The 25,046-nt window shown below is 36.2% G+C and carries 20 protein-coding genes and 1 riboswitch; of the genes, 15 read left to right on the top strand and 5 right to left on the bottom strand.

The features are described 5' to 3' along the window. Positions 1-109 precede the first annotated feature (109 nt). Complete coding sequence (locus AC3EMB_RS17285) at positions 110-7,582, top strand: DUF7507 domain-containing protein (protein ID WP_488517182.1); 7,473 nt, start codon at positions 110-112, stop codon at positions 7,580-7,582. A 49-nt stretch (positions 7,583-7,631) separates the two neighbouring features. Here the strand turns inward: AC3EMB_RS17285 and AC3EMB_RS17280 are convergent, their stop codons facing one another. Further along, on the bottom strand, positions 7,632-8,189 hold the full coding sequence (locus tag AC3EMB_RS17280) for a CatB-related O-acetyltransferase (protein WP_000966308.1): 558 nt from the start codon (positions 8,187-8,189) through the stop codon (positions 7,632-7,634). Positions 8,190-8,299: 110 nt separating this feature from the next. Between AC3EMB_RS17280 and AC3EMB_RS17275 the strand changes: the two genes are divergently transcribed. The 7 genes from AC3EMB_RS17275 (at position 8,300) to AC3EMB_RS17245 (ending at position 12,772) form a co-directional block, all read left to right on the top strand. After that, positions 8,300-8,641 (top strand): ASCH domain-containing protein, encoded by a 342-nt coding sequence (locus AC3EMB_RS17275; RefSeq protein ID WP_001268365.1) that lies wholly within the window; start codon positions 8,300-8,302, stop codon positions 8,639-8,641. Continuing rightward, positions 8,638-9,033, top strand: a complete 396-nt coding sequence (locus tag AC3EMB_RS17270) for an NUDIX hydrolase (protein WP_088023544.1) — start codon at positions 8,638-8,640, stop codon at positions 9,031-9,033. Before AC3EMB_RS17275 ends, AC3EMB_RS17270 begins: the two co-directional genes overlap by 4 nt. Before the next feature lie 86 nt (positions 9,034-9,119). Beyond that, positions 9,120-9,740, top strand: coding sequence for an acetate uptake transporter (locus AC3EMB_RS17265; RefSeq protein WP_000070938.1), 621 nt, complete (start codon positions 9,120-9,122; stop codon positions 9,738-9,740). A 223-nt stretch (positions 9,741-9,963) separates the two neighbouring features. Then, positions 9,964-10,407, top strand: coding sequence for a flavodoxin (locus tag AC3EMB_RS17260; RefSeq protein ID WP_001062759.1), 444 nt, complete (start codon positions 9,964-9,966; stop codon positions 10,405-10,407). A 16-nt stretch (positions 10,408-10,423) separates the two neighbouring features. Then, positions 10,424-11,323, top strand: coding sequence for a WD40/YVTN/BNR-like repeat-containing protein (locus AC3EMB_RS17255; protein WP_000449497.1), 900 nt, complete (start codon positions 10,424-10,426; stop codon positions 11,321-11,323). 214 nt (positions 11,324-11,537) lie between these two features. Beyond that, positions 11,538-11,738: a cold shock-like protein CspB gene (gene cspB, locus AC3EMB_RS17250; protein ID WP_001179150.1), complete on the top strand. Its 201-nt coding sequence runs from the start codon at positions 11,538-11,540 to the stop codon at positions 11,736-11,738. A gap of 188 nt (positions 11,739-11,926) precedes the next feature. After that, positions 11,927-12,772 carry an exonuclease gene (locus tag AC3EMB_RS17245; RefSeq protein WP_053563856.1) on the top strand — a complete coding sequence of 282 codons (846 nt, stop codon included), beginning with the start codon at positions 11,927-11,929 and terminating at the stop codon, positions 12,770-12,772. Positions 12,773-12,807: 35 nt separating this feature from the next. Here the strand turns inward: AC3EMB_RS17245 and AC3EMB_RS17240 are convergent, their stop codons facing one another. The 3 genes from AC3EMB_RS17240 to AC3EMB_RS17230 all read right to left on the bottom strand — a co-directional run bounded on the left by AC3EMB_RS17240 (position 12,808) and on the right by AC3EMB_RS17230 (position 15,223). Beyond that, entirely contained in the window at positions 12,808-13,560 is a 753-nt protein-coding gene (locus AC3EMB_RS17240) for a hypothetical protein (RefSeq protein ID WP_000587909.1), read from the bottom strand. A 126-nt stretch (positions 13,561-13,686) separates the two neighbouring features. Then, entirely contained in the window at positions 13,687-14,778 is a 1,092-nt protein-coding gene (locus AC3EMB_RS17235) for a DUF3900 domain-containing protein (protein ID WP_000345036.1), read from the bottom strand. Between the two features lie 115 nt (positions 14,779-14,893). Then, complete coding sequence (locus AC3EMB_RS17230; RefSeq protein WP_000283711.1) at positions 14,894-15,223, bottom strand: hypothetical protein; 330 nt, start codon at positions 15,221-15,223, stop codon at positions 14,894-14,896. 429 nt (positions 15,224-15,652) lie between these two features. Between AC3EMB_RS17230 and AC3EMB_RS17225 the strand changes: the two genes are divergently transcribed. The 5 genes from AC3EMB_RS17225 to AC3EMB_RS17205 all read left to right on the top strand — a co-directional run bounded on the left by AC3EMB_RS17225 (position 15,653) and on the right by AC3EMB_RS17205 (position 20,208). Beyond that, positions 15,653-16,564 carry a VanW family protein gene (locus AC3EMB_RS17225; RefSeq protein ID WP_000488980.1) on the top strand — a complete coding sequence of 304 codons (912 nt, stop codon included), beginning with the start codon at positions 15,653-15,655 and terminating at the stop codon, positions 16,562-16,564. A 229-nt stretch (positions 16,565-16,793) separates the two neighbouring features. Then, positions 16,794-16,902: riboswitch (SAM riboswitch) on the top strand. 69 nt (positions 16,903-16,971) lie between these two features. Continuing rightward, entirely contained in the window at positions 16,972-17,640 is a 669-nt protein-coding gene (locus AC3EMB_RS17220) for an amino acid ABC transporter permease (RefSeq protein WP_000667177.1), read from the top strand. Positions 17,641-17,659: 19 nt separating this feature from the next. Continuing rightward, a complete protein-coding gene (locus AC3EMB_RS17215; RefSeq protein WP_186313198.1) occupies positions 17,660-18,421 on the top strand; it encodes an amino acid ABC transporter ATP-binding protein in 762 nt (253 codons plus the stop codon). A gap of 11 nt (positions 18,422-18,432) precedes the next feature. Then, the gene (locus AC3EMB_RS17210; protein WP_098629538.1) at positions 18,433-19,224 is read left to right on the top strand and encodes an amino acid ABC transporter substrate-binding protein; all 792 of its coding nucleotides are present in this window, start codon (positions 18,433-18,435) and stop codon (positions 19,222-19,224) included. A 75-nt stretch (positions 19,225-19,299) separates the two neighbouring features. Next, positions 19,300-20,208 (top strand): VOC family protein, encoded by a 909-nt coding sequence (locus AC3EMB_RS17205; protein ID WP_016084530.1) that lies wholly within the window; start codon positions 19,300-19,302, stop codon positions 20,206-20,208. A gap of 47 nt (positions 20,209-20,255) precedes the next feature. On the opposite strand, the gene AC3EMB_RS17200 is transcribed toward AC3EMB_RS17205, so the two are convergent. After that, entirely contained in the window at positions 20,256-20,774 is a 519-nt protein-coding gene (locus AC3EMB_RS17200; RefSeq protein ID WP_016080726.1) for a GNAT family N-acetyltransferase, read from the bottom strand. Between the two features lie 289 nt (positions 20,775-21,063). Between AC3EMB_RS17200 and AC3EMB_RS17195 the strand changes: the two genes are divergently transcribed. Further along, a complete protein-coding gene (locus AC3EMB_RS17195) occupies positions 21,064-21,741 on the top strand; it encodes an MgtC/SapB family protein (RefSeq protein WP_016080727.1) in 678 nt (225 codons plus the stop codon). Between the two features lie 202 nt (positions 21,742-21,943). Next, positions 21,944-24,859, top strand: coding sequence for a collagenase ColA (colA, locus tag AC3EMB_RS17190; protein ID WP_488517181.1), 2,916 nt, complete (start codon positions 21,944-21,946; stop codon positions 24,857-24,859). The last annotated feature ends 187 nt before the right edge of the window (positions 24,860-25,046 follow it).

Raw genomic sequence — 25,046 nt, 5'->3', positions numbered from 1 at the left:
TAAACCCCTCCCATATGTGCGGAATTTTGTTGGACAACGTACATTGTATAGTTTGTCTACATTTTATAGTATAGAGCACTTTTTACTATAATTGAAATGAGATGATTGTGTGCCTTTTATAAATAGGTTTACGACAACAGTACCTGGTGCCGTCACGTTTACTGGGAATACGCTGGGACTTAGCCCTACATCACCTGCACCAGGTAATATTTTTGGTACACTTGCTGTGTTTACGACAGTAAATACAGCATTGCAAGTACCAGGGTTCCCAGCAGGGACAACAGATGAATGGCAATTGAATTCTTCAAGTGCAATTTTAAATCTTCCAGCGGGAAGCAGTGTATTATATGCAGAATTAGTTTGGGCTGGTACTTTCCGGACTGATACGGAAGATGTGTTACCATTTTTAAATGATAACATTACATTTACAACGCCAGCAGGGACGTTTTCTGTTACGCCAGATCCTGCTACCGCGCAGCAAGGTTCAGTAGGAAATCAGTTTTATTATGCTCGCTCTGCCAATGTAACAAATCTTGTTAGTGCAGGTGGAGCAGGCACATATACAACGGGTGCTGTGCCAGCTGCAAGAACTTCAGCCGACCCAACAATCAGTCGTTCAGCTGGATGGACGCTTGAGGTTGTGTATCAAAATGCAAGTTTACCACTTCGAAATTTGTCAGTATATGCAGGTCAAGAAATTATCGATGCTTCATCCCCGCCAGTTGATGCTACAATTTCAGGTTTTGCTACGCCGGCAACAGGAGCTGTTACAGGAAGAGTGCTCGTAACTGCTCAAGAAGGTGATTCTAACATTGTTGGAGATCAACTTCGCTTTGGGCCGAATGCAAATGCTACAGTTGCATTATTCGGACCGAGAAATCCTGCGAATAATTTCTTTCAGTCACAAATTTGTAATGATAGTGGAAATTTAGATACGAGCGGCACGTTTGGAGATTTGAATCAGCCGTTAGGGGTAGCTTTGGCCGTCCGAAGACAAGGGTGGGATATTACGAATGTAGATGCCTCCTCATCTTTAGTAAACAGTCAAACATCAGCAACGGTTCGATTTGTTACAAATGGAGATGGATACGCAGCAGCTGGTTTTGGTGTTCAAATTGATGCAACAGGTCCAATTATTAATCCTGTTAAATCAGTTAATAGAACAGTCGCGGGGGTAGGGGATACTCTCACTTATACAATTACGGTCCCAAATACAGGAACAGGAAGTGCAGAAAACGTTGTATTACGTGATAGTATTCCGAACGGAACGACGTTTGTTGCAGGTAGTGTTACGGTAGGGGGAGTAACACAGCCGAATGCAAACCCTGCTAATGGAATTAATTTAGGTACAATCCCAAATAACACGCAAAGAATTGTTACATTTCAAGTTCGAATAACATCATTCCCGAATCCCAATCCTATTTTAAATCGTGCAATGGTGTCATATCAATTCCGTCCCTTCGTTGGTAGTCCTCCTATTACAAGTACGTCTTCTTCAAACACAGTACAAACGACAGTGAACCAAGCAACTATTAGTATGCAAAAATCTGTAGATTTACAGACGGCAACACTTAATGATGTATTAACGTACACAGTTAATGTCACAAATAATGGAAACGTCACTGCGAACAATGTTATTTTTGTTGATAGTATCCCTGCTGGAACAACATTTGTCGCAAATAGCGTTACGGTAAATGGAGTAGCGCGTCCAGGAGCGAATCCAGCAAGTAGTATTAATCTTGGAAGTATTAATGCATCGCAAACGACTGTAGTGCGCTTTCAAGTTCGAGTAACATCGAACCCTCTTGTCAATCCAATTCCAAACCGTGCGAGTGTAACATTTAACTTTACTCCAGTGCCTGGTCAACAACCAGTTTCAGGGCAAGCGACAAGTAATACTGTAGTTACAACAATTAATATAGCTGATATAACAACGAGAAAAACAGTGGATAAAGCTTTTGCAACGGTTAACGACGTTCTTACGTACACGGTAACAATTCAAAATACAGGAAATGTACTTGCAACGAACGTTATTTTTCAAGATCCGATCCCAATTGGAACGACATTTATCGCAAATAGTGTGACTGTGGATGGGGTTTCACAACCTGGGGTAAATCCAGCGACTGGGTTTACAGTAGCTAATATATCTCCTGGCGGAAGTAGGACTGTTACATTTCAAGTACGAGTAACATCTACACCATCGGGAGGTACGATTGCGAATCGCGGAAATGTATCTGCTAATTTCGTCGTTATTCCGAATCAGCCACCGATAACAATTAATAGACAAACGAATACAGTTGTGACACAAGTTAATACAGGCGGTTTAAATGTAATAAAAGAAGTAAATACAACGCAAGCGGCGGTAGGGGATACTTTAACGTACACAATTGCCGTCCAAAATACAGGGAATGTTCCGTTAACAAATGTATTTTTCCAAGACCCTATTTCTTCTGCTGTTTCATTTGTTGCAAATTCTGTAACAATTAATGGAGTACAGCAAAGTGGACTAAATCCGAATACAGGATTCTCTCTTTCGAATATTCCTGCGGCTCAAACGGTTGTAGTCACATTTGACGTAGTAATTGTACAGAATCCAGAAAATGAAGATATTTTAAATCAAGCAAATGTAACAGCAAGCTTTCAAGTGAATCCGAATGAACCACCAGTAACAATCAATGTACCGAGTAATGTTGTGAATACGACAGTACAATCAGGAAACTTTGAAGTTGTGAAAGCAGTCAATACGGATGTTGCAACAGTAGGGGATATTTTAGTATATACAATAGAAGTCATAAATGCAGGTAGTGTACCAGCTACGAATGTATTTTTCCAAGATTCAATTCCCCAAGGGACATTATTTATTGAAAATAGTGTAGTTGTGAATGGTGTTTTACAAGAAGGGGCAGATCCAGAACTTGGATTCCCATTAAATAATTTGCCTACTGGCGCCAGTGTTATTGTTACATTTGAAGTATTAATTGATGAAATTCCCCAAGGAAATAATGTTGTAAATAATGCGAATGTAACTGGAGATTTCCTTGTAAATCCAACAGAGCCGCCGATTACTGTAACAGTACCAAGTAATACTGTTATGACGATCGTGAATTCTTCAGGGTTAAATGTAATGAAAAGTGTAAGTGCTACTGAAGCCGGTGTAGGAGATACGTTAACGTATACAGTTCGTATACAAAATAGTGGAACGGTGACAGCGACAAATGTATCATTCCTTGATCCGATTCCAGTTGGAACCACTTTTGTAGCGAATAGTGTAACAATAAACGGGACACCTCAACCAGGTTTAAACCCGACAACTGGATTTCCACTTGCTAATATTCCAGTAGGAGGGATGGTAACAGTTACTTTCCAAGTGACAATCACGAGTGTACCACCAAATAGAGTTCTTCCGAATAATGCGAATGTCACTGCTGATTTCCAAGTAAGTCCTCTTCAGCCACCAATTACAATTGTAACGATTAGTAATATTGTTGTGACGCGAGTGAATGTAGGATCACTTAATGTAATGAAGAGTGTAAATACACCACAAGCCGGTGTAGGAGATACGTTAACGTATACGATTCTTATTCAAAATACAGGAACTGTTCCTGCAACGAATATTGTTTTTCAAGATCCAATTCCGTCTGGTACTGCCTTTGTAGCAAATAGTGTGACGATAAATGGAGTCGTACAGCAAGGCGCGGATCCTATGCTAGGTTTCCCAGTACCAAATATTCCGGTCGGGCAAACGGCTACGATTACGTTTCAAGTTACAGTGACGAGTGTTCCGAGCGGTGGAAATATAAGAAACCAATCGAACGTTACTGCAAGTTTTCTTATAAATCCAGCAAACCCTCCAATAACGACTGTTACAAATAGTAATTTTGTAGTGACGCAAGTAAACACAGCACAGTTAAATATACAAAAATCTTCATCTGTACAACAAGCAGCACTTGGAGAAACTTACACGTATTCTGTTGTCATTCGAAATAACGGTACAGTAACAGCAACGAATGTCTCTTTCCTTGATCCAATTGCTTTAGAAACAACTTTTGTAGCAAATAGTGTAACGATAAATGGAACGCCACAACCTGGATTTGACCCAAATGTTGGTTTCCCGCTTCCTAATATTGCAGCTGGAACATCATTGACAGTAACGTTCCAAGTTACGGTAGTTGCACCGTCTACACGTGGAGCAGTATTAAATACAGCATCTGCTACAGCCACTTTCTTATTAAATCCTTTACAGCCACCTGTAACAACAACGAATTCAAGTAATACAACGGTAGTTACAATACCGTTACCTCCTCCTGGTGAAGTAACTGCAACAAAAACAGTTGATGTTGCAACTGGGGCCGTTGGGGATGTATTAACGTATACTGTGCTCATTTCAAACGTAGGAATTATCCCTGTTACAGATGTGTTCTTCCAAGATGTCATACCAGGAGGAACGACGTTTGTTGACAATAGTGTAACGATAGGTGGAGTGCAGCAACTTGGTTTAAATCCAGAAATAGGATTTACAGTTACTCCATTATTAATCGCTGGTGGAAGTATTGAGGTCACATTCCAAGTGACGATTACAGAAATTCCAGATAATGAAGTCATATTAAATGATGCAGATGTTACATTTACTTCACAACCAAATCCGCAGGAACCACCGATTACGGAAACGATATTAACAAATTTAGTCGTTACGACAATTAATATAGCGTTTATTTTTCCATTGAAACTAGTAGATAAAGAAGTAGCGACGGTAGGAGAAATATTAACGTATGATGTATTGATTTTTAATTTCGGAACAGTGCCAGCGACGAATGTTCAATTTATCGATACTACTTCCGCGGGTGTAGCATTTGTACCAGGAAGTGTGAGCATAAACGGGGTACCAGCACCAGGATTAGATCCTTTCATTGGTTTTACAGTTCCAGATATACCTGTCGATGATTTTGTACTTGTCACATATCAGGAAGTGGTTACAAGCATACCAGAAGGTGGAACGATTGTTAATTTTGTAGACGTTACAGCTACATTTGCTGTAAGTGAAACAGAACCGCCTATTACGGAAACAACGACAAGTAATACGACATTAACAGAAATCAATGAGCCTGGTTTGAATGTTTTAAAATCAGTAAGTCAGCCGGTTGTTGCAGTAGGCGATACAATCACATATACAACAGTAATTCAAAATACAGGGACAGTGCCAGCGACGAATGTTCAATATAGTGATGTATTACCTTCCTCTATAGCATTCGTGCCGAACAGTGTAACGATAGATGGTGTGTTACAACCTGGATTCAATCCGAATAACGGATTCCCGCTTCCAGATATAAATCCAGGTGAAAGTGTAGAAGTCATCTTCCAAGTAACCGTTGTTAGTGCGCCATCAAACGGAACAATTGCCAATACGGCAAATGTAACTGGAAGTTTTGTATTAGTACCAGGAGAACCACCAGTTATAGTAACAGAGCCGAGCAATACAACACTTACAACTGTAAATAGAGGGCAATTTAATGTTATTAAACAAGTAAATAGGGTTGCTACTCTCGTTGGAGATATATTAACGTATACGGTTCAAATAACAAATACAGGAACAGTAACAGCTAATGCTGTTCAGTTTGTTGATACCATTTCAGCAGGAGCGTCATTTGTACCAAATAGTGTAACGATAAATGGAGCCCCGCGACCAAACTTAAATCCGATTACTGGATTTGGAGTTGGAGATATCCCAGTTGGTGAAATAGTTATAGTGACGTTTCAAGCGACAGTTACAAACATCCCGTCATCAGGAACAATTACGAACGTTGCAAATATAACAGGAAGCTTTACTTTAGTGCCAGGAGAACCACCAGTTGTAGTAACAGAGCCGAGTAATACGACGATAACTAGAGTGAATAGAGGACGATTCAGCGTTATAAAATCTGTAAATAAAGAAGCGACACGATTAGGAGATACGTTAACGTATAGTGTGCAAGTTACAAATACGGGAACGGTAACAGCAACGAATGTTCAGTTTATCGATGTTCCATCACCTAGTTTAGAATTCGTTCCTGGAAGTGTACAAATAAATGGGATTCCGCAAGTAGGTTTAGATCCATTTGTAGGCTTTGCATTGCCTGATCTTGCAGTAGGGGATAGTGTATTAATTACATTTGAAGTAAATGTAATCGCAGTTCCGCCTTCTAGTAGCATTATGAATACAGCAAGAGTAACGGGTGATTTCGAATTGATTCCAGGAGAACCTCCGTCTACAATTACAAATTCAAGTAATACGACGGTTACGCCGGTAAATAGAGGCAGCTTAGATATGCTAAAAGAAGTAGACCATTCAGTTGTTGGTGTAGGAGAAACGGTAACGTATACTGTTCGTATATTAAATACTGGTACTGCTGATGCAATGAATGTTCAATTTATCGATGTGCTATCTCAGGAAGCTGATTTCGTTCCAAATAGTGTAACGATAAATGGGGTTCCGCAACCGGGGTTAAATCCGCAGATTGGATTTACGATACCTGATATACCAGTTGGTGAGACGGCACTTGTAACATATGAAGCTACGATTACAAGTTTTCCGGATGGTGGTACAGTAGTGAACGTTGCTGGGGCGTTAGCAGAATATATTTTAGTACCAGGGGAGCCGCCAGTTACAGTGATGGATACAAGCAATACAGTTATAGTGACGGTAAATACTGCAATCTTATTTGTTGCAAAAGGAGCAAACTTTGAAGTAGCAATGATAGGGGATGTTGTCACTTACGGAATCGCTGTTATAAATGATAGTACAGTTCCTGTGACCAATATTGTGTTAACAGATATCATTGATCCGAATACGCTATTTATAAATGGTACGGTAACGGTAAATGATGTACCTCTTCCATTTGCTAATCCGAATACTGGTATTCCGTTAGGTGATTTTCAGCCAAATGATGCAGCAATTATTAATTTCCAAGTTGTAATAATAGGAGGGCAAGTAAATAATTTAGTTACAAATACTGCTACAGCGAATGGGCTTGCAACTGTAAATCCGAATGAGCCGCCAGTAGTAGTTGAAGGTGATAGTAATACAGTTGTTATCCCGTTTATTCCTCAAAATGTCTCAACGACAGTCGTAAAAACGGCAGATTTACAGGTAGCAACAATTGGAGATGTCATTACGTTTACGACAGTCATCACAAATACGGGTGATACTGTAATGCAAAATATTCGTTTTCAAGATATGTTAGATAGTAGTGTTCGATTTGTTCCTGGAAGTGTAACAGTTGATAATACGCCAGTGCCGAATGTAAGCCCGGCAGTAGGGTTTCTTATCGGAAGTTTAAATCCTGGTGAAGCAAGGACAGTTTCGTTCCAAGTAGCAGTACAGAGCGCGCCAAATGGTTCAGGAAATTATATAAATCAAGCGAGTATTCGTTTTGAACATCAAGTAGGCACAGTATTGCCACCTGTTACACAAATAGTAGAAAGTAACATAGTTGTCATTCCATTTGTTCCAACGATTGAACAAATTTGCGAAACAAACTTTAATTGCTTAGATAAGATTCCATTTCAATGTTCTCCGTGTAATCATTTGCATGGACATAAAAAATAAAAACAGAAAGAGCATCCTGGAAAATAATTGGATGCTCTTTTTGTTTTAATCATATAGATTCATTTTCGGGCGAGGTGAAAAATTCGTCGATTTTGTCGGAGAGTAGTAATGGAATGGCTCCTTTTATAACAGAAATGTCCCAGTCCCACCATGCGAGATTCTCTAGTTTGTCAATCGTTTCTTGTGGGAAACGATATCGAACAAATTTTGCAGGATTACCAGCTACAATTGCATACGGGGGTACGTCTTTTGTAACAACGCTCCTGGCGCCGATAATGGCCCCGTTACCAATTGTAACACCAGATAAAATACAGGATTGATAACCAATCCATACATCATTGCCGACTACGATATCACCTTTTGAAGAAGGGTGACCAGTAATATGTGCTCCTTCATCAAAAAGTGCATTAAATGGATAAGTCGTTATCCAGTCTGCGCGATGTTCACCGCCAAGTATGAAAACGACTTCTTCTGCTAATGAACAAAACTTACCTATTTTTAATTTTGTTTCATCGTTCCAAGAAAAAATGGTTGGCCCTACTTTACTATAAGTATAATCACCAATATCATATTTATTATATTCAGGTTTTTGATTTAAATATAACATGCTTCTTCAGCCTCCTTTCTCAATTAAGCGATACGTATGGAATATTATATGCAAGATGTAGTAATGTGAACTGTATTAATAGGTGAAATGAACAAAAGGGAGTGGGATGTATGCGATACGAAATGGGTTTATATAATAAACCGTTTCAGTCAATTCAATCAGGAAAAAAAGTATATGAAGTACGCCTATACGATAAAAAACGTCAACTAATAAACAAAGGTGATGAAATCGTATTTACGAATCTTACGACAACAGAAATGATGACGGTAAAAGTAACGGAAATAAAGCGATACGAGAGCTTTAAATCTATGTATGAACAAATTGATAAAAAATTATTGGATTGTGAAAATGATAGTTTAGAGGAAATGTTAGAAAGTACATACAAAATATATACGAAAGAACAAGAAAAAGAGTGGGGAACAGTCGCGATTCGTATTGAGGAAATAAAATGATAAGAAATCGCGGGGCGGCTATTATTGTACAGGAAGGGAAAATCGCTCTTATAAAACGTATTCGAGAAGAGGAAATATATTATGTTTTTCCTGGCGGAGGGATTGAGGAAGGTGAAACGCCTGAAGAGGCAACGAAAAGAGAGGTATACGAAGAATTAGGGCTACATATAAAAGTGAAGAACCTTATTGCAAAGGTAAAATATAAAGGAAATGAATATTATTATGGTGCCTATATTACAGGTGGAGTGTTCGGAAGTGGAACAGCTGAGGAATTTCAGCGGGAAGGTAGAGGAAGTTATATTCCGTTATGGCTACCGATAAACGAGTTGGAAAAAGTGAATATAAAACCTTATGAAGTGGTCGGAAATATATTTAATCATTATAAAATATAACGTCTGACAACATACAAAAAAAACCATTGACATAGGCTTCTGATTTAAGTATTGTATTCGAGTATGTTTATAATCAGGAGGTTTATATGAGCAATCAAACTACTACACATCATGTGAAAATGACAACAGCGGATCCATCTGGAATTGGTCTATTTGGATTAGCGATGGTAACACTTGTAGCATCATCTCAAAAGTTAGGCTTAACAGATGGCGTTTCACTTGTATTACCATGGGCAATCTTTTTAGGAGGATTTGCACAAATCTTTGCTTGCATTCACGATGCAAAGCATAACAATACATTCGGTACGACAGCATTTGGTGCGTACGGCCTATTTTGGTTAGGTGTTGGAATGACTTGGTTAATTCAACTTGGAGTATTTGGCGAAAAATTAGCACAAGCTGCAGATTCAAAACAGCTTGGTGTAGCCTTTATCGGATATTTGATTTTCACAATCTTTATGACGATTGGTGCAATGGAAACACATAAAGTATTATTTATGATCTTCGTCCTTATTGATTTCTTATTTATTGGTCTTTCATTAAGTACTTTAGGTGTTATGCCGCACGCAATGCATAATTTAGCAGCATATTCTGAACTTCTTATTTCATTATTATCTTTCTATGGTTCAGCAGCAGCAGTGTTAAACACACACTTCGGAAAAGTTGTTTTACCAGTAGGGAAGCCTTTTGGTATTTTTAAAAAGTAATAAAAAAGCACAGATGATTGTATAGTCATCTGTGCTTTTTTTTATTCCTCTATTTGTGGGCTGTCTGAAAAATCCTGATTGGTGAGGACTCATTAAAGTTTCACTTTATTTGAAATAAGTAATGTGAAATGTAAATAAAAGTAGAAAAAAATCAATTGAAATTGATTCTCATTATTAATATAATGAGAATGAGAATCATTTATTGTTAGAGGGGGATGCCAAAGTGGCAAAAATTTTAATAGCTTATGCAAGTATGTCAGGAAATACAGAGAGTATTGCTGATTTAATTAAAGTTAGTTTAGATGCTTTTGATCATGAAGTAGTATTGCAAGAGATGGAAGGCATGGATGCTGAAGAATTATTAGCTTATGATGGAATCATTTTAGGATCTTATACGTGGGGCGATGGTGAATTACCATTTGAAGCGGAAGATTTTCATGAGGACTTAGAAAATATAGATTTAGCTGGGAAAAAGGTAGCGGTATTCGGATCAGGTGATACGGCGTATGAACTGTTTTGTGAAGCGGTAACGATATTTGAAGAACGCCTTGTAGAACGAGGTGCAGAGCTTGTACAAGAAGGGCTGAAAATTGAATTAGCTCCAGAAGATCAAGAGGATGTTGAAAAATGCAGTAATTTTGCAATTGCATTTGCTGAGAAGTTCTAAGAATGGGAGTGTCAACGTGGAGACGATGTTAAGTGCAACTGCTATTACAAAGTTAAGAGATGGAAAACTGTTGTTAGCTACTACATATAATGGCTTATTTGTTGAACAAGACGGAGAATGGAAACGAATTTTAAATGGTTTTCAAAAACGAATTAGGGATTTACATAGCGAAGATAATGTAGTTTATGGTGTAGGTGACGAAGGGATTTTTATTCGTAGTATGAATGGTGGAGAGAACTGGACAATTCAGCGTTTTCCAACAAAAGCAACAAGTTGGAATGTATGTAGCAATGTACAAGGAACTGTTGTTGCTCATGGAGAAAAAACGCTGTATCTTTCTAATAATTTCGGTTCGACATGGGAGACTATTCATCCGTTTCTTGAGTATGGCAGTGCAGCACCGTCTATTCGATCATTATTTTTATATAAACATTACTTATTTATTGGTACGAAAATACATGCTAAGTATGGTGGTGTTTGGCTCTTTGATTTGAAGACACGTAAATTAAAGAGGATTAAAATTACAATGAATCAAATGATCTCTGCGTTGACTTTACACAATTCTTATTTAGTAGCGGCAAGTGGATCGTGCAAGGGAGTTAGCGGGAATATTTCTTATTGTAAAATAGATGACAGTATTGCGAGTGAAAAAATATATTGGCATACATGTCAAAGTGAGCAGAAAGCAAGTAGTTATTTAGACTTAAGTGTAGACCAACATGTCTTATATACAACTTCAACGCAAAATAAGGCGGGTATTAGTAGTGTGTGCCGTGTACTTCTTGACGAAGGTATTGTTACAGTATGTGATTCAGTTAAAGGGCACGGATGGCGCATTGTTAATCAAAAAGATGGTTATGTAGTAGCTGGATCAGGTGAATTAAAAGCAATGCAGTGGGAACAAAAAATAATTTAAGAAAAAACTTTACTTTTATTATATTGATATGATATAGTATGTTTAAACCATTTTACTTTTAATAATATAGAGATTTAAATGAGCTGTAACTTCCGAGGAGGATAGCAATGTTAAATCTCCTCAGGGGTTGCAGTTTTTTAATATCTGGCTTATTATTGTAAGGTGGTTGAAAATGAATATGTACATATAGGTACATTGTAGGAGGATTTTTTTCATGCAAAACGGTAAAGTAAAATGGTTTAACTCAGAAAAAGGTTTCGGTTTCATCGAAGTTGAAGGCGGAGAAGACGTATTCGTTCATTTCTCAGCTATCCAAGGCGAAGGCTTCAAAACTTTAGAAGAAGGTCAAGAAGTTACTTTCGAAGTAGAACAAGGTAACCGTGGACCTCAAGCTACTAACGTAAACAAGAAGTAATTTTTGAAAAAAGAAGGGCTCGCCCTTCTTTTTTTTTGCATTTTTATAGATATCCTCCTACTTACATATCATAACAAGACTGAATTTTCATTTATTTATTCGTAGTATTTTTGTATAAAGTACATGAATAAATAAATACTGAAAATAAAGTGTTTGTGTGAAAAGGAATTTAGAAAGAGGTAAATAAATTGAAAAACGCTACACATTTCATTGTGTTTGACATTGAGAGGAATTTCAGACCGTATAAATCAGAAGATCCGTCAGAAATAGTTGATATCGGAGCTGTAAAAATAGAAATAGGTACAATGAAGATAATTGAAGAATTTTCGGAGTTAGTAAAACCAAGTGCACGATTAACTCGTCATACAACAAAATTAACCGGTATTACGAAGAAAGATTTAATGGATGTAGAAAAATTCCCTCAAATTATAGAGAAATTTATTCAGTTTATCGGAGAAGATTCTATATTTGTTTCATGGGGAAAAGAAGATTATCGCTTTCTATCTCATGATTGTACATTACATGGTGTTGAATGCCCCATTATAGAAAAAGAAAGTAGAATTGATTTGCAAAAATTTGTTTTCCAAGCATATGAGGAATTGTTTGAACATACGCCAAGTTTACAATTTGCGGTAGAACAGCTCGCTTTAACGTGGGAAGGGAAACAGCACCGTGCTTTAGCAGATGCCGAAAATACAGCAAATATACTTCTTAAAGTGTATAGCGAGAGAGATATTAATAAGCGATACAAAAGACATGGTGAACTTGAACTTGTAAAGAACGGGAAACTAACGGAAAAAGCGAAAAAAAAGATGCGAAAATGGGTGTTTAAAGAACTAAAGAAAAATACAGAACGCCCTTTTGAATGGAGTACATTTGAAAGTAGTGACACGTGGGAAAGTATAACGGAAAGATATTATATAAGTGAAAATACAGTAGAACTTCTGAAAAAACATTTTCGTACGGCAGTGAGAAAAGCGGAACGACAGATTAGGTATTTGGCTGAGATGGAGGAGAATGTAGAGGTTAAATGATATTCTCCTCTATTTCTAGCTACATAAATTAAAATTCATCGTATTAAATAGCGATTAATTTGTTGCTGTAATTGAGCAGTCATTATTGCTTTGAAATTTAGGGCGTTAGTCAGAATGTTAATCTGTTGAGGAGTAGTTAATTTTTCAAATCCTTTTGCATGTGCAAAGAAATGTTGTAGGAATTTTTTCTTCTCTTCAGTTAACCTTTTATGATTTCCTATTGGAAGACCTGCGCATTTATATAAAAATTGTTTAGTATTACTTTTTAACTTTAAATCACTAATCCAATTCATAGTTTTTTCAGTGGTATGGCTGTTTATGTAGTTTTTTGGAACGGTTACTTTATAATTGTAATCCCGTAAATCATTTTTAGTAAAACCTGTCTGCTTTAAAATTTGTAATAGAGGGAAATGATTTTCCTCAAGTTTATTTAAAATAAATTGTCTATTGGTTTTATTAGAATCGCCTTTGTTATGAAGTCTACGAAGTATTTTGAGGTATTGTGAAGGTTTTTCTGTAAAATCTTCAATAATACAGGGGATTTGTTTTATATGTGGATTATTAGTTATGAAATTGTAACAATCGTATTTTCCAACTAAAATGTATTCATCTTTTAGAGGATGCTTTTCGACTGGTAAGAGTAAATCAAATATATCAAGATATTCAATAGTACTGTTCATTTTTTTAGAATAAGACTTTGTAATGTGTGGATTATACAATAGATTTATTTTTTCAATAGGAATCATGCTAATTTCAGTTAAAGAATGAGGACTATGGTAAATGATCATATGTATTTACCTCCTTAAATCAAATATATAGCGTTAGAAAGTTGTCTTATGATAGCAATAGGAAAATACGTGATTAATGTGAAAGATCCTACCTCTTTTATAGAGGTAGGATCTTTTGCAGTTGTTCTATTCAATTCCTTCTGGACTATAGCTATACTGCTGCTTATTCTCAATCCGCTCAATCACATCCTGCAGCTCATCTGGCTTCAGAAACTCAATCGGAGAGAAGCCCTTCTCAAATGTAAGTGTATCAGCCTCAATCATTAATACGTATCGATCATTTACCTTTGCAATATGTATTTGATCCCCGAAATCAGCAAGCAAAGCCTTCACAGAGATATGATCTGCTTTTAGTTTTAATTCCACTTCAGGAGCATGCTCGACGATTTGGGCAGTTGCTTCCATTACTTCTTCGGTTGAAAATTGTTCCATAATTTCGCGTTTCGGACTGGCAGCCCATACTTCCATCGCTTGGTCGAATTGTTCGCGTTCTTCCGTACCTTCTTCAAATACATCTTCAATTTGGTCGTATACCATGTCCATTACTTGTGTTTTCATAATTTCAGGCATAGAGCGTTCATATTCGACGAATTTTAAGAAGTCTTCAAAGTAGCGGGCATGTGATGCTTGGTGTATTTTTAGTTCGCCTACTTCAACCATACCTTCTTCAGGCATGTATGGGTATTGGATAGATTTCATATTCTTTGTTGTGATGGCCATTTCAACGTTACGAATCAGTGTTGATTCATCAGAAATAGAAGCAACCTTTGGTTCGAAGTCGCATTTCATTACGAATACAAATGGATCATCAAAGTATTTGCGTAGTTTTGCCTGAGCAATTAAAAATACACCACCGCGTACAGCGCTTGTGTCAAGATATGTATAAACGAGAGGTTCGCTCATATCTTTAAAGTTGTCCTTTGTTTCTGCAAAGCGAATACGATTAAAAAGGTTGTAATGAGGGTTTGAATCAAGTTCGTGCCCTTCCTCTACAATAAAGCGACCAATTTTTGTTGGGGCTTGTTCTGTTTTTGCATGACGTTCTACTTTTCGCTTCGATATTTTTAATAACTCACCATTCAAAAATTCTTTTAAGGAGCTATCTTCATATTCTTCAGCGTCTAAAGTTTGAAAATGTTTGTAGCGTTTATCAACTGCTTCACCTTTTCCTTCTACTTGTACAACATAAAAGGAAAGATAATTTATTTCAAAATCCATATTTATCACCTTGTTTCATTTCATTAACTCTTATCAGTATAGAGATGGAAAAAACTTTCGTCAATTTATATAAGGAAGGGGGAGCCCCTTCCTTATATAATTTTTATTTTCTCGATTAAAATCCGTCTTCTAATGCTGCGAATGGAATGTTTAGTCTGTTTTCTACTGTACGTAAACGTTGGTTTAAGCGGTTTAGTCTACGTGTATGGCGCTCAACTGTATTTTCTAGTTGACGTACTCTTTGTTCAAGCTCATTTACGCGTCTTTCTAATTGACGATTTCCAGTGCCAGGAAAAGAGATTGGAAGTTGGAATTGTCTATTTTGGTCATATGGATTCGTTTGCTCTGCTTGATCTATATAAGATTGATATTGTGCTTGTAAGTCATACTGTGGTTGTTGGTACGCATATTGATTATATGGATCATATGGATTGTAGGGATACATAATAACATCCTCCATTTCTTTAAAATAGGTTGAATTCACCATAATGTATGTGCAAAAGCGGAGCGGTGGCACGGCAAATACCTATTTATGTTGACGGGATTTTTCTTTATCCCGCATTAACGGGCAGTAAGACCCCACTGATTAAAGTTTCACTTTATAAAAAATAGCTTGAGGGTTTTTGATTTGTATTTCTTTTGCTTGATGGTATATACTGGATAAAAGAGAGAGTTTACATAAAAGTTACAATTCTATCAAACTCAAACTTTTATGTAAATATGTATAGACATTTATAAAAGAAAAGAGTAATTTATATAGAGTGAAAAATAACTTGTAACATTTTATAAACATATTGTAAAATGATTGTAACAAAACATACATAAAAATGAAATAAATACATAATAGTGATGTTGGGGAAAGGGAGAGAGTATATTGTTCCGTAAAGTAAAGGGTATATTAGTTGGGGTGTTATGTGTAGCTGTAGTGAGTGGTTGTGGTGCAAAAGTAAGTGATGTTGCATTGGTAAGTGATATTGGTGGGCACACTGTAGAGGCTAAAGCAGAAGTGCAAGATACTATTAGTTTAGTTGATGGTCGAACTGGTACTGAAGTGAAAAAATTAGATTTATCTGGTTTAGGCTATTTTGAAGATGAAGCGAAATTTAAAAAGTCTGTAACAAAGGTTGTTGGTGAGGTTGGAAAAAGCGTCGACAAAAAAATGGTTCCTTCACGTATAGCACCTGATGGAAGTTGGCAAGAAGGAAAACCTTCTTATGAATTAATGGAAAAAGAATTAGTAGATAAATTGTTAAACGTTGGTATGTGGGATGCTACGTATCAGTTGCCGATTGTGGAGAAAAAACCAGTCGCAACATTAAGTGATGCGCAAGGAAATGGTACGGTAATTGGTAGATATGAAACGAACTTAGGTGGTTCAACAGGTGGCCGTATTGAGAATATTCGTTTGTCAGCAGCGAGCATAAATGGAGTTGTGTTAGCAAAAGGAGACCGTTTCTCTTTTAATTCATTAATCGGTGATACGACACCAGATAAAGGATATCAATTAGGGAAAGAAATAGTTGATGGTAAATTAGTAGATGGATATGGCGGTGGTGTTTGTCAAACATCTTCAACTTTATACAATGCAGCAGATCAAGCTGGCCTGAAAATGGTGGAGAGAACTACACATTCTAAAACGGTAGGTTATGTTCCACAAGGAAGAGATGCTACAATTGCATATCCATATTTAGATTTAGTATTTGAAAATACGAATGATGCACCTGTGAAGCTTTATATGGGCATTCAGGGTGGAAAGCTAGTTGCTGAAGTACATAAAATGAGATAAGTATAATACCTTTATAAAAAAGCCATTATTTCTAAGTTTGATAGAATTAATGGCTTTTTTGTGCAATCAATATTACACCTCAAGATATAATGAACAGGAGGAAATTTAATAGGAGTAAGACAGTCTAAAAAAAGCATTAAATTTAATTCATAGTTTTCTTATTGACATTATTAGTAATGGGGTGTATTCTTCATAATAACAACTAAATAAATGGAAAAATTTATTGGTTTTCTTATCAAGAGAGATGGAGGGACTGGCCCGATGAAATCTCAGCAACAGGCTGTATCAAAGTACTGTGCTAACTCCAGCGAACGCAATAGGCGTTTGAAAGATGAGGAGAAATGGATTCACATTTAACTCTTCTTATATGCGTAAGAAGAGTTTTTTGTTTAGAGAGGGGGGATAGAGTGAAGTTTGATGTAACGTATTTTTTAGAAAGTTTTCCGCAATTATTTAAATATGTATACATAACTTTAGGGATTACTGTAGTTTCAATGATTATTTCCTTCGTTATAGGGATCGGCTTGGCGATCATAACGAAAAATAAAACGAAATATTTATATTCAATTGCAAGAGTGTATATCTCTTTCTTTAGAGGAACCCCGTTATTAGTTCAATTGTTTGTTTTATATTTCGGATTACCACAAATCTTTCCGACATTTACAGTGCTTACAGCTATGCAAGCAACTTTAATTGGCCTAAGTTTAAATAATGCTGCTTATTTATCAGAGATTATTCGAGGTTCATTAAATGCTGTGGAATCAGGGCAAATGGATGCCTGTTTATCAGTTGGAATGACAAAGGCGCAAGCGATGCGACAAATTATTTTTCCGCAAGCTATTCGTGTCGCAGTACCGTCACTTGGAAATAATTTTGTTGGATTGTTAAAAGAATCTTCGTTATCTTTTGCACTTGGGGTGGCTGAAATTTTAGCACAAGCGAAAATGCTAGCGGCACAATCATATCGTTATATGGAAAGTTATTTAGCGGTAGCGATAGTATATTGGATTATTACAATCGTAATTAGCTGGGGACAGAAAAAGTTAGAAAAGAAACTTGATGCACCATATTTGTAACAGAAATGAGGTGATATATATGATTGAGATAAGAGATTTGTATAAGTCTTACAAACATAATGAAGTACTAAAAGGGATTTCACTTACTGTAAATAAGGGAGAAGTAGTAGTCATTATTGGACCTTCTGGTTCGGGTAAATCGACATTATTAAGGTGTTTAAACTTATTAGAACAACCGAATGATGGCAGTATTAGAATTGAAGATTTAGAGATTCATGCGAAGAGACTTTATAAAAAAGAAATAATACAATTGCGTCAAAAAACGGCAATGGTTTTTCAAAATTATAATTTATTTAAAAATAAAACAGCATTGCAAAATATTACAACGGCATTAACGGTTGTACAGAAAAAAAGTGAAGAAGAGGCAAAGGGAATATCGAGAAAAATATTAAAACAAGTAGGCTTAGCTGATAAAGAAGATTTTTATCCAACAATGTTATCAGGAGGGCAACAGCAAAGGATAGGGATTGCTAGGGCAATGGCTTTAAATCCCGCAGTATTATTGTTTGATGAACCGACTTCCGCACTTGATCCAGAATTGGTGAATGAGGTATTGCAAGTTATTAAAGACTTGGCAAGACAGCACATAACGATGGTTGTTGTTACACATGAAATGAATTTTGCAAAAGAGGTGGCGGATCGCGTTATATTTATGGCTGATGGCATTATTGTAGAGCAGGGAACACCAGAAGAAATTTTCCGAAACCCACAAAATGAACGTACGAAAAAGTTTTTACGACAATTGAATGCTTCAGAAGAAGGCAATCATTTCGTTATTTAGGAGGAAGAATTGTGAGGAAATCATCATTATTACTAACATTAGCATTAACAGTATCAGTTGGAGTTTTATCAGCTTGTGGTTCAAATACAGCAAGCGAAACAACAAATGAAAAAGTAGTAAAAGTTGGGACATCTGCAGGTCGTAGTCCATTTATTTTTAAAGAGGGTGAGAAAGTAAAAGGCTTTGATGCTGAAATTATTGAAGCGGCTGCTAAAAAGGCTGGGTATAAAGTAGAATGGAATGTTTCTGATTTTGAGGGGTTATTTGGTTTATTAGATTCAGGACGAATTGATACAATTGCAAATGAACTATCAGTTTCTCCGGAAAGAAAAAAGAAATATGATTTTTCAATTCCGTACGTGTATTCTGGTTCTGTATTCGCGGTGAAGAAAGATAATCATACCATTAAATCGCTAGAAGATTTAAAAGGTAAGACTGTAGGTGTCGGGCTTGGTACAGCTGGAGAGCAAGAATTAAAAGCATTAAATAAAAATAATGCTTTTACAATTAAAACGTTCTCAGAGGATCCGACAGCGGAATTGAATGAAGTAGGACTTGGACGCGTCGATGCCTATTATAATGATAAAGTTCAAGTAGAAACAACTATAACAAAGGCGAAATTGGACAACGTCAAAATAGGATTTGGTCCACTTGAATGGGGAGAGATTGCATTTCCATTTGCAAAAAAGAGTGAAAAGTTAGAAGATATAAATAAGGCGTTGAAAGAATTAGAAAAAGATGGCACATTAAGTGATATATCGAAAAAATGGCTAAAAGTTGATGCTACGAAAAAACAAAATTAAGGTGTATTCGTTGAATGGAGTTATCGCCTATCAACTGATATAAAAAATTAAAGGAAACTAGAGAGGAAGTTATTCATGGTACAAATTCATCCGAAAACACGTATTGGTCATGTTGAATTTAAAGTGAAAGATTTAGAGCGTCAAATTGCTTTTTATGAAAATGTTGTAGGCTTAGAGGTAATTAAGCAAGAGGGAAATAAAGCATATTTATCTGGAAAAGGTGGAAAGAACGCGTTACTTGTTCTTGAAAAGTTAGAGGACGGGGTACTGCAAGAACCGCGTACGACTGGTATATATCATGTAGCCTTTTTAGTTCCGACTCGTGAAGCTTTTGCTTCTGCGCTATTTGGGGTTCTTCGTAATAAGAATGTAATTGACAGCCCGGCTGAGCAAGAAGGGCGTTATACATATTCAAATGAAATTTTACCAATTTCAAGGTTTAATAGTGCAAGTGATCATACATATAGCGAAGCTTTTTATTTGCAAGATTTAGAGGGGAATGGTATTGAAATTTATGCAGACCGTCCGCGCGATCAATGGGGAGAAGGGCCAGGAGGAAGTACACCACTTGATTTAAAAGAATTGGCAACACTCGTTGATTATGAGTTTGCTGGTTTGCCTGCTAATACTGTCGTTGGGCACGTACATTTACGAATAGCTGATGTAGAGAAATCACATGAATTTTATGTGGAAACAGTAGGTTTTGAAGTACAACAGCGTGAAGAGGATTGCTTATTTATTTCAGCAGGGGGATATCATCACCATATTGGTGCAAATACGTGGAACGGAGTAAACAATCCACACCCACCAGTACATGCAACTGGACTAAAGGTATATGCGATTGTACTACCGCATAAAGAAGCGTTAGATGAAGTGAAAGAAAGATTAATAGAAAAACAACATGAAATAAATGAAACTACAAATGGGTTTGCGGTGGTAGATCCAAGTGGTATTACAGTGCAGTTTGAAATAGAAACAGTGTAAAAGAAGCGAGAAAGTGTATAATCACTTTCTCGCTTCTTTATGATCATTCATAGCTCAATCCAATATCTTCTTACTACAATCCCATCTTCCTCAGTGAAATCATCATCACGAAGCCCGCCGTTATGTAAAATCGTTTTTTCAGAAGCGGTATTCACTGCGTCGCAAACGACAAGTACTTTCGTGATGTTTAATTCCTTCGTTTTTTCTAATGATAATGCTAGTAATTTCGTAGCATAACCTTTTCTTCTTTCAGAAGGGCGAATGCCATAACCAATATGACCGCCAGCGTTAAATAGATGTTCAGTTAAACGATGACGTATATTAACAGCTCCGACAATTCTATTATTATCTGTAACGAGCCAATATGTAGAATCTGGTACCCAAGTTTCAGGGATATTTATTCCGTTATGCGCATCGAGAAGTTCTTGAACCATAGCTGGGAAGTTGGCAGGATTTTTTGTGATAACCCACGGGATCATTGTTTCACCGCTATCTTTCCATTCGTTATAGAAATCTAAGTATTCTTCTTGTAAATCAGTAGTAGGTGTAAGTAACGAGACGTTCATTGTTAGTAAGCTCCTTTATTTATGTAGTTTTTATAAAAAAATTATGACACAAAATGAAAGCGTTTTCTGAAGTTTCTCAACCTAATCTCATGTAATCCACCTTTGGTTTTTTAGAAAATTAGTGAAGGTTTAAAATTAGGAGTTATTTATTTTATGTTAATATTTAAAATTAACATAAAACGGTCGGAGTATTAAGTGTATTTTAGTGGTATTCTTTCATGTTGATAAATGGATGTTTGTGATAATTTTTGTTTTATCTATCTATAATGAATGAAAGGGGGAAGTGCCCGTGAGTGTAGATTTTGATTTTATTATACGAATCGGTGTTGCTGGCTTGTTAGGAGCAATGATTGGTATTGAAAGAGAAATTCGATCGAAAGAAGCTGGATTAAAGACTCATTTCCTCGTAGCGGTAGGAAGTGCGTTAATAATGGTTGTTTCGAAATATGCCTTTTCAGATATTGTGTTTGAAGAGCATATGTCTCTAGACCCAAGTCGTATTGCAGCACAAGTCGTTAGTGGAGTTGGCTTTTTAGGTGCAGGCACAATTATTATTCAAAAGCAGGCGGTGAAAGGATTAACGACAGCGGCTGGTTTATGGGCCACAGCAGGAATTGGATTAGCAATTGGGGCTGGCATGTATGTAGTAGGGATTGGAGCGACGATTCTCGTTTTAATTGGTTTAGAAATTGTAAGTCGTATTTTTAAAGTGCAATTTTTATTTCCACAAAATATAACAGTGCAAATGTTTGTAAATAAACATGAAGCAGTACAACAAATATTAGAAACACTACAAGTGAAAGGTATTCCAATACTTTCATATGAAGTAGAAGCTTCACAGCAAGGTACAGAAACTGTTTATAAGGTAGGGATGCAACTGAAAAATATATCGTCAGAAGAAAAGAATGAGTTTATTCAGTATATGCAAACATTACCGGAAGTTACGTTTATAAAGTTAAAATCATAGTGTTGAAAACGAGGATAGATGTAGCAGGAATTTTGCTATTATCTATCTTTTTTTGATATAAAATGCACGGAAAGTCAAGCGTTAATTTTACATGGAATGGATACATGTGTGAACGTTACCTTATTTTTTCTCAATACAGGACAAAAAGTGAAAATAGTAAAATAATGGAGCGGGACACTAAAAATGTAAGGTAGGGGAGAGTATGAAAGGCTATTCAAAAAAAATGTTAGTAGGGGTAAGTTTTGCTAGTTTAATGTTAGGGAGTTTTCAAGGGGTAAGTTTGGCAGAAGATACTAAGGGAGAGCAAGTTTCTTATCGAAATGTGCTCAAAATGGAGCCAGTAGGTGTACAACTACCAGTACAAGAATTAGCTCATTCATCGAAAGTGCTCGAAAGCAAGTCTTTTGAGAAAAGGCTACAATTTGCCGATTTATCACAAAGACCGCCTGAGGTAAAAAAGGAAAGTAAGCAATTAGCTGTAGCGAAAACTTATACAATTGCTGAATTAAATCAATTAAGCAATCAGCAGTTAGTAGATTTACTTGTAACAATTGATTGGGAGCAGATTACGGGGCTATTTCAGTTTAATACAGACAGTCTAGCATTCTATCAAAATGATAGTAGAATGCAGGCGATTATTGATAAATTGAAGCAGCAAGGACAAGCCTATACGAAGGATGATTCAAAAGGGATTGAGACATTAGTAGAGGTATTACGTTCAGGATTTTATTTAGGATTTTATAATTCGGAACTTAGTAAATTAAATGAACGAAGTTATCATGATAAATGCTTACCTGCATTAAAAGCGATGGCTAACAATTCAAATTTCAAGCTGGGTACATTAGAGCAAAATAGAGTGGTATCATCATACGGAAAGTTAATAGGAAACGCTTCGAGTGATGTGGAAACGATAACATCAGCTGCAAAAATTTTTAAACAATATAATGATAATTTTTCTACATTAGTAGATAATCTTTCAGCTGGAAATGCTATTTACGATATTATGCAAGGTGTTGACTACGACATTCAATCGTATTTGTACGATACGAGGAAAGCACCGAAAGATACAGTATGGTATCAGAAAATAGATAGTTATATTAATGAATTAAGTCGTTTTGCATTAATAGGAACGATTACAGCAAAAAACGGTTGGCTTATTAATAATGGCATTTATTATACAGGTAGACTCGGTACGTTCCATAGTACAGGAACGAAAGGGTTACAAGTTGTAACAGATGCGATGAAAATTTATCCGTATTTAGGGGAGCAATATTTCGTAGCTGCTGAGCAAATCGCAACGAATTATGGCGGAAAAGATGCAAATGGTAAAGTGGTGAATTTAGATCAAATAAGAGAAGATGGAAAGAAAAAATATTTGCCAAAAACGTATACGTTTGATGATGGGGCAATTGTTTTAAAAGCTGGAGATAAAGTGACAGAAGAAAAAGTAAAACGTTTATATTGGGCGGCAAAAGAAGTCAAGGCACAATTCCATCGTACGGTTGAAAGTGATCAACCTTTAGAAAAAGGAAATCCTGATGATGTACTAACGATGGTTATTTATAATAGCCCAGCAGAATATCAATTTAATCGTCAATTGTACGGTTATGAAACGAATAACGGTGGTCTTTATATAGAAGGAACAGGTACGTTCTTTACTTATGAGCGTACGCCAGAAGAAAGTATTTATAGTTTAGAAGAATTATTCAGACACGAGTTCACGCATTATTTACAAGGTAGATATGAAGTACCAGGGTTATGGGGACAAGGGAAAATATATGAAAATGAAAGATTATCTTGGTTTGAAGAAGGGAATGCTGAATTTTTTGCAGGGGCAACGAGAACGGATAATGTTGTACCGAGAAAGAGTATTATAGGAGGATTATCTTCAAACCCAGCGGAGCGTTATACGGCAGAGCGAACGTTAAATGCAAAGTATGGAACGTGGGATTTCTATAATTATTCCTTTGCTTTACAATCTTATATGTACAATAAGAGATATGATATGTTCGATAAAATACATGATCTTATTAGGAAAAATGATGTAACAGCATATGATGCATATCGCTCTACATTAAGTAAAGATGTGAATTTAAATAAAGAATATCAAGACTATATGCAAATGCTAGTTGATAATCGTGAGAAATATAATGTGCCATTAGTATCAGACGATTATTTAGCGAATCATGCATCAAAGCCAGTTTCAGATATTGCGGCAGAAATCACAGCGGAAGCAAAATTGAAAAATGTATCAGTAAAGAAAAATAAATCACAGTTCTTTAATACATTCACACTACAAGGAACATATACAGGAACCGCAGCAAAAGGAGAATATGAAGATTGGAAAACAATTACACAAAACGTTAATGATACGTTAAAACGTTTAAGTGCAAAGGAATGGACAGGCTATAAAACAGTAACAGCATACTTCGTAAATTATCGCGTGAATGCATCAGGACAATTTGAATATGATGTTGTGTTCCACGGTATTAATACAGAAGAAGGTGCAGAGAATAAAGCACCAGTTGCAGTTATAAACGGTCCGTATAGTGGAAATGTAAATGAAGCAATTTCATTTAAAAGCGACGGATCAAAAGATGAAGACGGGAAAATTACTTCGTATAAATGGGAGTTTGGTGATGGAGCAGTAAGTAATGAGCAAAATCCAACTCACGTATATACAAAAGAAGGAACGTATACAACGAAATTAACGGTAACAGACGATAAAGGAGCAACTAATACTGCTATAGCGACTGTAACTGTTCAAAAGAAAGAAGATAACAGTGTAGAAAAAGAACCGAATAACTCATTCCAAACAGCAAACAAACTGCAGTTAAATCAAGTCTTACGTGCTAGTTTAGGAGATGGCGATACAAGTGATTTCTTTGAAATTAATGTGGAGACTGCTAAAAACCTTCAAATTAACGTAACGAATGAAAATAATATCGGAATGAACTGGGTACTTTATTCTGAAGCAGATTTAAATAATTATGTTACGTATGCTCAGCAACAAGGGAATAAACTAGTAGGTAGTTACTACACGTATCCAGGGAAGTATTATTTACATGTGTATCAGTATAGTGGTGGAACAGGGAATTATACGGTGGAAGTAAAGTAGTAAAAAGGGAGTTGTCTTTTTCAATGAATGGCATAAGGTCTGTACTTTAATGGAAAAACAATTGTAGGAAATGTCTATAATGATAATAACAAATTAAGTGCCGAGAGATGTTATATTTACATTAAACAAATCTAATCAGTAAATGAGATAAAGTCGATGAACTATTCTTTCATCACGATGTAAGAAT

The organism is Bacillus sp. LQ16 (genome assembly GCF_057784645.1).
The sequence above is the reverse complement of the archived record's forward strand: the minus strand, read 5'-3'. Positions and strand labels throughout refer to the sequence as shown.